Raw genomic sequence first — 11,564 nt, 5'->3', positions numbered from 1 at the left:
AAGTGATGACCACTCTGCCTATAGATCCAGCCCTCCTGGGAAGGGTCGCCGTACTCTACGGCGGGCAGTCGGCTGAGCGTGAAGTGTCCCTGAAAAGTGGTCGGGCGGTTTATAACGCCCTGCTGGAAGAGGGTGTGGACGTTGAGCTTATAGATTGCGGCCCCGATGTGCTGGAGCAGCTGGGCGATCGCTTTGATCGCGTGTTTATCGCCCTGCACGGGCGTGGTGGCGAAGATGGCACCCTGCAGGGTGTGCTGGACTGGGCAAACATTCCCTACACCGGCAGCGGCGTGATGGCTTCCGCACTGGCGATGGACAAGTACCGCAGCAAACTGATCTGGGGTGCATTGGGCCTGCCAACACCCCCTTCCCAGCTGATTCAGGGCAGTGACAGGGCCACCCTTGAGATCGGGCTACCCTGCATTCTCAAGCCGGTACACGAAGGCTCCAGTATTGGTATGACCAAGGTCGAGGACGCCAGTGATTTTGACCGTGCGGTGGCCGAGGCAGCGCGCTATGACAACGAGCTGCTGGCGGAAGAGTGGATCACCGGCAACGAATACACGGTGGCGGTTCTGGATGGACGGGCTTTACCCCCCATTAAACTGGAAACCGATAACAGCTTTTACGATTACGAGGCGAAATACATCTCCAACGAAACCCGCTACCTGTGCCCCTGTGGTCTTTCCGGTGAAAAGCTGGATGCCCTCGGAGAGCTGGCGGTGCAGGCATTCACCTCATTGGGCTGTTCCGGTTGGGGGCGCGTGGATGTGATGCAGGATCGTGAAGGGAATTTCTATCTGCTGGAGGTCAACACCGCACCGGGAATGACCGATCACAGTCTGGTACCCATGGCCGCCAAGGCCGAGGGGATGAGCTTTGGAAAACTGGTGATGGCCATACTGGCCACCACCCTATAGGACTGCATTAACGATGCAACGGGTTCGAGACAGCAAGGCGAAAAAGGGGCGACCGGTGGGAGCGACCACTCGTGGTGCCAGCCGTCGGCAGCCTTCCGCAGAGCGGCGCTGGCCGCAGCGTTTGCTGCGGGTCGGTAAGCTGTTGGGCGTCGTTGCGCTGGTTTCGACACTGGTCGGTGGTGCTGGCTGGTTTATGGTGCCCACCGTGGCTGAGGTGGTTAACCAACCGATCGTGCGGGTTGCCGTCAAGGGACGCCTGATGCACATGCCGAAGGAGCAGGTTCAGGTCGCCATGCAGCCCTACTTGAACTCACGCTTTTTTACCGTTGATCTGGATGCAATGCAGGCGGACTTACTGACGCTTCCCTGGGTGCAGACGGTGAGCCTGCGTCGCCAGTGGCCCGGTGTGATAGAGATTAGTGTTACTGAGCAGGTTCCGGTTGCCCGTTGGCAGAGCGGTGCGCTTCTTAATAGCGAAGGCAACAGCTTTGTGGTGGAAAATGCCGCCGATTTCGTTACCTTGCCGCACTTGATCGGGCCGGACTCCAGCGAGATCGAAGTAATGGAACAGTACCAAACGCTGAGCAACCTCCTGCGTCCAAACGGGCTCAATATCCGCGAGCTGCGTTTGACTAACCGGGGCAGCTGGGAGCTGCTTACCGATGACTTTGTCATCATGATTGGCCGCAGTCATGTGGTCGATAAAATCCAGCGATTTGTTGCGGTATATGATGCCGCATTGAAGGATAATGGGCGCCCGATCACGAAGGTCGATGTGCGCTATCTCAACGGTGTCGCGGTAGCCTGGGGCTCGCAAAGTGACAGCCATCCGTTGGTATCAGAAACAGTGGGAACAGAAAATTATGAAGGCTAATGGCAGCGGTAAAATGGTCGTAGGTCTGGATATTGGAACCTCCAAGGTCGTCGCTATAGTCGGGGAGATGAATGCGGATGGTCGCGTTGAGGTGGTGGGTATCGGCTCGCACCCCTCCCGGGGAATGAAAAAGGGCGTGGTGGTGAATATCGAGTCCACCGTGCAATCGATCCAACGCGCTGTAGAAGAAGCAGAGTTAATGGCAGGCTGCCAGATTCACTCTGTCTACGCAGGCATTGCCGGTAACCATATTCGCAGTCTCAACTCCCACGGCATCGTGGCTATTCGTGATCGTGAAGTCACCCAGGCCGATATTGATCGTGTGATTGATGCGGCCAAGGCGGTAGCCATCCCCGCCGACCAAAAGATTCTTCATGTGCTGCCACAGGAATACGTGATTGATGATCAGGAGGGGGTTAAGGAGCCGCTGGGCATGTCCGGTGTCCGCCTCGAAGCCAAGGTCCACCTGGTCACCTGTGCGGTTAATGCGGCGCAGAACATCGAAAAGTGCGTACGTCGTTGCGGTCTCGAGGTGGAGGATGTGATTCTTGAGCAGTTGGCCTCCAGTCATGCGGTGCTGACCGACGATGAAAAAGAGCTGGGTGTTTGCATGGTGGACCTCGGCGGTGGCACCACCGACATTGCGATCTTTACCGAAGGCTCGATTCGTCACACCGCGGTCATTCCCATCGCCGGTGATCAGGTGACCAACGATATCGCGATGGCGTTGCGTACACCCACCAAGCACGCCGAAGAACTCAAGATTCGTTATGCCTGTGCGCTCACCCAGTTGGCCGGTGCCGAAGAGACCATTCAGGTGCCCGGAGTGGGAGAGCGCCCGCCACGCAATCTCTCCCGCCAGGCACTGGCTGAAGTGGTTGAGCCGCGGTATGACGAACTCTTTACTCTGGTGCAGGCTGAACTGCGCCGCAGTGGCTTTGAAGACCTGATCCCTGCGGGGATCGTACTGACCGGTGGCACGGCCAAGATGGAAGGGGTGGTTGAGCTGGCCGAGGAGATATTTCACAAGCAGGTACGCCTGGCCGTACCACAAGAGGTAATGGGGTTATCCGATGTGGTACGTAACCCCATTTACTCAACTGGCGTTGGACTGTTACTCAATGGTTTCCAGCGCCAGGCAGAAATCAGTTTTGCTGTCCCCCAACGGGAGGCAGGAGAAAGCCTTGTAAGCCGGCTTAAGCTTTGGTTTCAAGGTAATTTTTAAGTGACCGGAAATAAGAACTAAACAGGAAAGGGAGAAGGAGAGGATCATGTTTGAACTCGTGGATAACGTACCTCAGAATGCAGTCATTAAGGTGATCGGCGTAGGTGGTGGCGGTGGTAACGCTGTTGGCCACATGCTGTCCAGAAATGTGGATGGCGTCGATTTTGTTTGTGCAAACACTGATGCGCAGGCGCTGAAGGATCTTTCTGGGAAGACGGTACTGCAGCTCGGCACCGGTGTAACCAAGGGCTTGGGCGCCGGTGCTAACCCGGAGATTGGCCGTGAGGCTGCGCTGGAAGATCGTGACCGCATTGCCGAAGTGCTTAGTGGCGCCGATATGGTGTTCATCACTGCGGGGATGGGTGGCGGTACCGGAACCGGTGCGGCTCCCGTGGTTGCCCAGGTGGCCAAGGAGATGGGGATTCTGACCGTGGCTGTGGTCACGCGACCTTTCCCCTTTGAGGGCCGCAAGCGGATGACCATTGCCGATGCCGGTATCAAGGAGCTGGCGGAGAACGTCGACTCACTGATCACCATTCCCAACGAAAAGCTGTTACCAGTGCTGGGTAAAGACGCCAGCCTGCTCGCAGCCTTTGGTGCGGCCAACGATGTATTGCTCGGAGCTGTGCAGGGGATCGCAGACTTAATCATCCGTCCCGGTATGATTAACGTCGACTTTGCCGACGTCAGAACGGTGATGTCTGAAATGGGCATGGCCATGATGGGAACCGGTGTTGCTTCCGGCGAGAATCGGGCGGTCGAGGCGGCTGAAGCGGCTATTCGCAGTCCTCTGCTGGAGGATGTCGATCTTCAGGGGGCCCGGGGTATCCTGGTCAACATCACCGCCGGCGTGGACCTGGGGCTGGGCGAGTTCTCCGATGTGGGTAACACCATTGAAGCTTTCGCTTCCGAGAATGCGACCGTCATTATGGGTACCGTGATCGATCCCGAGATGGAGGATGAGTTGAAGGTGACCGTGGTAGCTACCGGTTTGGGAGCTGCAGTTGAGCGTCCCGTCAAAGTAGTCGACAACACCCGTAAGGACGGATCGGTCGATTACCAGAAGCTGGATCGTCCCACGGTGATGCGTAACCAGGCGCTGGTGAATGGAGCTAACGCGGTTAAGGCGGAGCATATGCAGTCTGAAAACATGGATTATCTCGATATCCCTGCTTTCCTGCGTCGGCAGGCTGATTAACGGCCTGCCGCCTTAATGGTTGGTGAATTCATGCGACTTTGGTACAATGGCCGGCTATTGAAACAGCCTTGTGCAAAAATTGATCAAATTGCGGCGTAACTACATGATTAGACAAAGAACGTTAAAGAATATTATCCGGGCAACAGGGGTGGGTTTGCACTCAGGTGAGAAGGTTTACCTGACGCTGAAGCCAGCTCCTGTGGGAACGGGTATTGTTTTTTGTCGTACCGATCTGGATCCAGTGGTGGAGATTCCTGCCCGGGCGGAAAATGTGGGTGAGACACTCCTGTGTACCACGCTCATGAATGCCGATGGGGTGCGAGTCGATACGGTGGAGCATCTGCTATCTGCGATGGCCGGGTTGGGTATCGATAATGCCTATATTGAGGTCAGTGCCCATGAGGTTCCGATCATGGATGGCAGCGCGGGTCCCTTTGTGTTCCTGTTGCAGTCGGCTGGGATCGAAGAGCAGGAGGCACCCAAGGAGTTTATTCGAATCAAGCGTGAGGTCTCTGTTGTAGAGGATGACAAGCGAGCCACTTTTCTCCCTTTCGATGGCTTTAAGGTCTCCTTCGGTATCGACTTCGATCACCCTGTCTTCAAGGGGCGCACCCAGGAAGCCAGTGTTGATTTCTCCAGCACCTCTTTTGTCAAAGAGGTGAGCCGAGCCCGAACCTTTGGTTTTATGCGTGATATCGAATACCTGCGTTCAAAGAACCTGGCTTTGGGGGGTAGTGTGGATAACGCTATCGTGGTTGATGAGTTCCGCATTCTCAACGAGGACGGCCTGCGTTACGAGGATGAGTTCGTCAAGCACAAGATGCTGGATGCAATCGGCGACCTTTACCTGTTGGGAAATAGTTTGATTGGCGAGTTTAAGGGGTATAAATCCGGTCATGCCCTGAACAACAAGCTGATCTGCGAACTGTTGGCCAACGAGGATGCCTGGGAAGTTGTCACCTTCGATGATGCCGAAACCGCACCCATCTCTTATATGAAGCCGGCCGCAGCGGTCTGATACCTTCTTTGCCTGTTTTCTACGGGAGCCTTTCGGCTCCCGTTTTGTTTACGGGCCCCCGGGCGGGCGGTGGTGGAGGGGGCTGGATATAAAGCACCTATTAATGCTAAGGTTGTTCGCTGGCTGGCTCCCGATCCTACTGTTGTGACTCGATTCACGTGATGAGTGCTGGCCTGGAGGGCTTCTTAGGTGTCCATAAGGGCTCTGTGGTATAAGAAGATCTGAGTTCTGCGCTATTCCGGGACAGGATTGACGAGGTAGTAAAGCAGTTTATGAATATCATAATTGTTCGAAACAGCCGCAGTCAGGCTCGCTCACTGAAACTCAGTGGCCGCGGTCTGGTTTGTGCCCTGTTTGCTGCCCTACTGCTGGCCGCTACCCTGAGTGGGTATGGCACCTATAAGTACCTGACCGACGATGCCGATGGCCTGTTTACCCGTGAGACCATGGCCACCTGGCGCACCCAGCTGGAGGAGCAGCGCCTCGAACTCCAGCAGGTTAAAGAGCATTCAATGGCCGAGGTGGATGCGTTATCGCTGCGTGTTGCGCAGTTGCAGAGCCGCCTGTTGCGCCTCGACGCCCTGGGCGAGCGAATGACCACCATGGCCAAGCTCGACAAGGGCGAGTTTGACTTCAGCGCTCCGCCAGCCCTCGGTGGACCCGAATCCTCAGAGCTGGGTGAGGCTTACCAGCAGCCCCGCTTTGCTGATGTGATTGACGAGTTGACGCAGCGTATCGAGTCCCGGGAAGCCCAGCTCGAAGTGCTGGAAACCCTGATGGGTAAACGGCGTTTGCAGGATGATGTCTTTATCGCCGGAAGGCCGGTCAAGAAAGGCTGGATGTCCTCCCGCTTTGGGCGTCGTACTGATCCCATCAATGGTCGCCTGGCTATGCACCAGGGCGTCGATTTTGCCGGCAAGAAGGGGTCGGATGTCATCACCGTTGCCTCTGGCGTTGTGACCTGGTCGGGCAAGCGCTCCGGCTATGGGTTGCTGGTGGAGATCAATCATGGCAGTGGTTACGTGACACGATACGGTCATAACGAATCCAGTCTTGTTAAGGTTGGAGACTTGGTCAAGAAGGGGCAAACCATCGCCTTGATGGGGAGTAGTGGCCGCTCCACGGGGCCCCATGTCCACTTCGAGGTCTTTCGGAATGGGCGTCCGGTTGATCCGGCCAAGTACATCTATCGCGCCAGCCGTTGATTCAGCCGACGGCTGCATTGGCTCTCCTGTCATACCCGCATCAAATAAAGGCGATCAACACTCCTGCAGTGGTTTATTGCCGCCCCCCTTTAGCGTTAGAATGCCTGCTTGCTTTTGGCTCGCTTAACCCTGCGAGCCGATTATTGATACCTAATTAAAAGACCCCGGTACTTATGTTTTCGCCAATACTCAAAAAAGTTTTTGGAAGTCGTAATGATCGTCAGTTGAAGCGTATGGGCAAGATCGTCAAGACGATCAACAGCTTTGAGGCCGAGTTTGAGCAACTGAGCGATGAAGCGCTGGCGGCGAAGACGGAAGAGTTCAAGCAGCGTGTGGCCGATGGCAGCACTCTGGACCAGCTAATGCCCGAAGCCTTTGCTGTGGTTCGGGAAGCGGGCAAGCGGGTGATGGGGATGCGGCACTTTGATGTGCAGATGATCGGTGGTATCACGCTGCACGAAGGGCGCATCGCTGAGATGCGTACCGGTGAGGGTAAAACCCTGGTGGCGACCCTGCCAGTGTACCTTAATGCCATCAGTGGCGAGGGCGTTCATGTCGTGACCGTGAACGACTATCTGGCGCGCCGGGATGCCAACTGGATGCGTCCCCTCTACGAGTTCCTTGGCCTGAGTGTCGGGGTGGTTGTACCCAACCAGGATCCCTTTGAGAAGCGGGCTGCGTACCAGGCGGATATTACCTACGGAACCAATAACGAATTTGGCTTTGACTACCTGCGGGACAACATGGCCTTCAGTTCCGAAGACCGGATGCAGCGGGGGTTGAACTTTGCGGTGGTGGACGAGGTTGACTCGATCCTGATTGATGAGGCCAGAACACCGCTGATCATCTCTGGTGCCGCAGAAGACAGTTCGGAACTTTATAAGCGAATTAATAAGCTGGTACCGAACCTGACCCGGCAGGAGGAGCTCGAAGGCGATTACACCGTCGACGAGAAAACCCGCCAGGTCGAGCTGACCGAGCAGGGTCACCAGCACGTTGAGGAGATGCTCTCCGAAGCGGGTTTGTTGGCGGAAGGCGAGAGCCTTTATGCCTCCAACAACCTGTCGCTGCTTCACCATGTAAACGCTGCACTTAAGGCGCACGTGGTCTTCCATAAAAACGTCGAATATATCGTGCAGCAGAACCAGGTGTTACTGGTGGATGAGCACACCGGGCGTACCATGCCGGGGCGTCGTCTTTCGGAGGGTCTGCACCAGGCTCTTGAGGCCAAGGAGGGGCTTCCCATTCAGGCTGAAAGCCAGACCATGGCGTCCACCACCTTCCAGAACTACTTCCGTCTCTACAATACCCTCTCAGGTATGACGGGTACGGCCGACACCGAGGCCTTCGAGTTCCGCCAGATCTATGGGCTGGATGTGGTAGTGATTCCTACCAACAAACCGATGTTACGGGCCGATCACAACGATCTGGTCTACCTCTCGATTCCCGAGAAGTACGATGCCGTCATTGAGGATATCAAGCAAACCGTTGAGCAGGGGCGCCCTGTGCTGGTGGGTACGGCCTCCATTGAGTCATCCGAGCTGGTATCGGGGGCCCTTAACAAGGCCAAGATCCCTCACAAGGTGCTCAACGCCAAGTACCACGAGCAGGAGGCCGAGATCATTGCCCAGGCCGGTAAGCCGGGAGCGGTGACCATTGCCACCAACATGGCGGGCCGGGGAACCGACATCATGCTGGGGGGCAACTGGGAGGCGGAGATTGCCAAGCTCGAGAACCCCACCGAGCAGCAGGTCGAAAAGATCAAGGCGGACTGGCAACAGGCCCACCAGGATGTACTGGATGCCGGTGGTTTGCACATCATTGGTACCGAGCGTCATGAGTCGCGTCGTATCGATAACCAGCTACGGGGACGCGCCGGTCGCCAGGGAGACCCGGGCTCCAGTCGCTTCTACCTCTCCCTGGAAGATAACCTGATGCGTATCTTCGCCTCCGATCGCGTGAAAAACTTCATGAAAGCGTTGGGGATGGAGAAGGGTGAGGCGATTGAGCACCGCATGGTGAGCAACGCGATCGAGAAAGCCCAGCGCAAGGTTGAGGGGCGTAACTTTGATATCCGTAAGCAGCTGCTCGAATACGATGATGTCGCCAACGACCAGCGTAAGGTGGTCTACGAGCAACGCAACGAGTTGATGGATACCGAGGATGTATCGGAAACCGTTAATGCCATCCGTGAAGAGGTAGTGAACGAGCTGGTGAGCCAGTATATCCCCCCGCAATCCCTGGAGGAGGTGTGGGATATCAAGGGGCTGGAAGAGCAGCTGGCGGCGGAGTTCAACGAGCGGATGCCGTTGCAGCAGTGGCTGGATGAGGATGACTCGCTCCACGAAGAGACCCTGCGCGCCAAGATCCTTGAGCAGATCGTAGCCAGTTACCAGGCCAAGGAAGCGCTGGCGGGTGCCGAGGCGCTGCGGATGTTTGAAAAGCAGATGTTGCTGCGAGTGCTGGACGATAAGTGGAAGGAGCACCTGGCCACCATGGATCACCTTCGCCAGGGGATTCATCTGCGGGGGTATGCGCAAAAGAACCCGAAGCAGGAGTACAAGCGCGAAGCCTTTGAGCTGTTCCAGCAGCTGTTGGAGAACATCAAGCACGAGACCATTCGTATCCTGTGCCATGTGCAGGTTCGCCAGGACGATAACACCGAGGAGCTGGAGCGCCAGCGCCGGGAGGAGGCTGCGCGTCGTATGCAGTATCAGCACGAGCAGGCCAATGCCATGGCGCAGGAGGAGCCTCAAGAGGACAATGCCACACCTTACACCCGTGAGGGACGCAAGGTCGGTCGCAATGAGCCTTGCCCCTGTGGTTCCGGTAAGAAGTACAAGCAGTGCCATGGCAAAATTGCCTGAAGCAGGGCTAAGGGAAGGGGCGGCATTGGCCGCCCTTTTTGCATCTCAAACCTGAGGAGAGAGTGATGGCTGTCAGACTGCCTGAGCTGCCGTTGATGCACCCCATCAAAGGGGTGGAGGTGGGAACCTGTAGCGCGGGGATAAAGACCCCCGGTCGCAAGGACCTGGTGATTTTCAAACTGAGTGAAAACAGCTCGGTCGCGGGTGTCTTTACCCGTAATGCTTTCTGTGCCGCGCCGGTCCAGATTGCGCGTGCCCACCTCGCCAATGGCCCCCGTTATCTGTTGATCAATACCGGTAATGCCAACGCTGGAACTGGCCCCAGCGGCCATACCGATGCCCTGGCCTGTTGCGAGGCGTTGGCTCGTGAAGCGGGCGTGGAGGTTGGCCAGGTGTTGCCCTTCTCCACCGGGGTAATCGGAGAGCCCCTGCCGGTGCAGCGTATTATCCCTGCGTTGCCGGCGGCCCTTGCTGCCCTGCGCGAGGCGGGCTGGCCCGAAGCCGCCAGCGGCATCATGACCACCGATACCCTGCCCAAGGGGGCGAGTCTGGCCTTTGACGTCGATGGGGTGACCTACCGGATCACCGGCATCTCCAAGGGCGCCGGCATGATCAAGCCTGATATGGCGACCATGCTTGGCTTTGTGGCGACTGATGCGGCGGTGGCTCCTGAAGTGCTTCAACAGCTGTTGTCGATCGTCAGCAACCGCTCCTTCAACCGCATTACCATCGATGGTGATACCTCGACCAACGACAGCTGCATCCTGATGGCCTCGGGGGCGGCGGGTAATCCGCCACTGGAGCGGGCCGAGGGGGCGCTCTATGAAGCCCTGCTGGAGGCCCTGACCCGGGTGTTCCAGCAGTTGGCGCAGGCGATTGTTCGCGATGGAGAGGGGGCGACCAAATTTGTAACGGTCCGGGTTGAGCAGGCGGCCACCGCTCAGGAGGCGCTGGATGTCGCCTACACCATCGCCCACTCTCCATTGGTCAAGACCGCCCTGTTCGCCAGCGATCCCAACTGGGGGCGAGTACTGGCGGCGGTTGGCCGCGCCGGGCTTGAGAACCTGGATGTGAGCCGTATCCAGATCTGGCTGGATGAGGTGCAGATCGTCACCGACGGGGGGCGGTCCTCCTCTTATCGGGAGTCGGATGGGCAGCGGGTCATGGACCAGGAGGAGATCCTGATCCGGGTGGATCTGGGGCGCGGCAACGCTTGCGAGCAGATCTGGACCACCGACCTCTCCCACGAATACGTGCGTATCAACGCTGAGTACCGCAGCTAAGGGGCACGGGTGAAACGGGTTCATGTGGTGGTCGGTGTGCTGGTCAACGGGGCCGGTGAGCTATTGATCAGCCGCCGCGATCAGGCGGCCCACCTGGGCGGCTTCTGGGAGTTCCCGGGGGGCAAAGTGGATGCCGGCGAAACGCCGCTTCAGGCTCTGGCGCGGGAGCTGGACGAGGAGTTAGGGGTTACCCCCCTGCACATGCGCCCCCTCATCAGTTTGCAACACTCTTACCCTGACCGTCATATCCAGCTGGAGGCGTTCTGTATCGAGCGCTTTAAAGGGATACCCCGGGGGCGCGAGGGGCAACCTCTGCGCTGGGTTCGACCCGAACAGCTTAAGGATTACCCCTTTCCCGAGGCGAATCGCGCCCTCAACCTCGCCCTTACCCTGCCGCCCGGCTATCTCATCACCGGCCCCTTTGCGAGCCGGACTCAGTTGCTGGAACGTCTCGAGCGTGCTCTTGAGCGCGGCCTGCGCCTGGTGCAGTGGCGTGCCCCCTGGCTTGACCCACATGATTACCATGCTTTGATCGCGCCCCTGGCGGAGCGTTGCGCGCGCGCGGGTGCCCGTTTGCTACTCAAAGGTGAGCCCTCACTACTGGCGCACTACCCGCAGTGCGGCTTGCACCTCAGTGCCGCGCAGTTGTCGGATGAAGCGGTGGCCCTCTGGGCGCAGGGGCGCGACCGCCAGCAACTACTGGGCGCATCCTGCCATGATGCGGCGGAGCTGGAGCGGGCCGCTACCCTTGGGGTGGACTTTGTAACCCTCTCTCCGGTTAAACCCACCCGCTCACACCCGGGGCAGGCGGGGCTTGGCTGGTCGGCGAGCGGCGCACTGGCAGAGCAGGCGACTATGCCGGTCTATCTGCTCGGTGGGATGGCGGGGGCGGACCTCGAGCGGGCGCGAGCTCTGGGGGGGCAGGGTATTGCCGCGATCTCTGCGTTCTGGGGGTAGACGTTAGTCTCGTGGTC

9 protein-coding genes are annotated in these 11,564 nt (G+C 58.0%); all 9 read left to right on the top strand.

The window, feature by feature from the left end:
* The first annotated feature begins 5 nt into the window (after nucleotides 1–5).
* The gene (locus tag D0544_RS09860) at nucleotides 6–920 is read left to right on the top strand and encodes a D-alanine--D-alanine ligase (RefSeq protein WP_207905816.1); all 915 of its coding nucleotides are present in this window, start codon (nucleotides 6–8) and stop codon (nucleotides 918–920) included.
* A 13-nt stretch (nucleotides 921–933) separates the two neighbouring features.
* A complete protein-coding gene (locus tag D0544_RS09855) occupies nucleotides 934–1,794 on the top strand; it encodes a cell division protein FtsQ/DivIB (protein ID WP_125015770.1) in 861 nt (286 codons plus the stop codon).
* Nucleotides 1,784–3,019 (top strand): cell division protein FtsA, encoded by a 1,236-nt coding sequence (ftsA, locus tag D0544_RS09850; protein ID WP_125015769.1) that lies wholly within the window; start codon nucleotides 1,784–1,786, stop codon nucleotides 3,017–3,019. Before D0544_RS09855 ends, ftsA begins: the two co-directional genes overlap by 11 nt.
* Nucleotides 3,020–3,065: 46 nt before the next feature.
* A complete protein-coding gene (gene ftsZ / locus D0544_RS09845) occupies nucleotides 3,066–4,217 on the top strand; it encodes a cell division protein FtsZ (RefSeq protein WP_125015768.1) in 1,152 nt (383 codons plus the stop codon).
* A 103-nt stretch (nucleotides 4,218–4,320) separates the two neighbouring features.
* Complete coding sequence (gene lpxC / locus D0544_RS09840; protein ID WP_125015767.1) at nucleotides 4,321–5,235, top strand: UDP-3-O-acyl-N-acetylglucosamine deacetylase; 915 nt, start codon at nucleotides 4,321–4,323, stop codon at nucleotides 5,233–5,235.
* A 272-nt stretch (nucleotides 5,236–5,507) separates the two neighbouring features.
* Nucleotides 5,508–6,440, top strand: a complete 933-nt coding sequence (locus D0544_RS09835) for a M23 family metallopeptidase (RefSeq protein WP_125015766.1) — start codon at nucleotides 5,508–5,510, stop codon at nucleotides 6,438–6,440.
* A gap of 173 nt (nucleotides 6,441–6,613) precedes the next feature.
* Nucleotides 6,614–9,307, top strand: a complete 2,694-nt coding sequence (secA, locus tag D0544_RS09830; protein WP_125015765.1) for a preprotein translocase subunit SecA — start codon at nucleotides 6,614–6,616, stop codon at nucleotides 9,305–9,307.
* Between the two features lie 65 nt (nucleotides 9,308–9,372).
* Complete coding sequence (gene argJ, locus D0544_RS09825; RefSeq protein ID WP_125015764.1) at nucleotides 9,373–10,590, top strand: bifunctional glutamate N-acetyltransferase/amino-acid acetyltransferase ArgJ; 1,218 nt, start codon at nucleotides 9,373–9,375, stop codon at nucleotides 10,588–10,590.
* A 9-nt stretch (nucleotides 10,591–10,599) separates the two neighbouring features.
* The gene (locus tag D0544_RS09820) at nucleotides 10,600–11,547 is read left to right on the top strand and encodes a Nudix family hydrolase (protein ID WP_207905815.1); all 948 of its coding nucleotides are present in this window, start codon (nucleotides 10,600–10,602) and stop codon (nucleotides 11,545–11,547) included.
* Nucleotides 11,548–11,564 lie beyond the last annotated feature (17 nt).

Origin of the sequence: Aestuariirhabdus litorea, from assembly GCF_003864255.1 — a bacterium.
Taxonomy (GTDB): domain Bacteria; phylum Pseudomonadota; class Gammaproteobacteria; order Pseudomonadales; family Aestuariirhabdaceae; genus Aestuariirhabdus; species Aestuariirhabdus litorea.
This window is presented reverse-complemented; position numbering and strand designations above follow the sequence as displayed.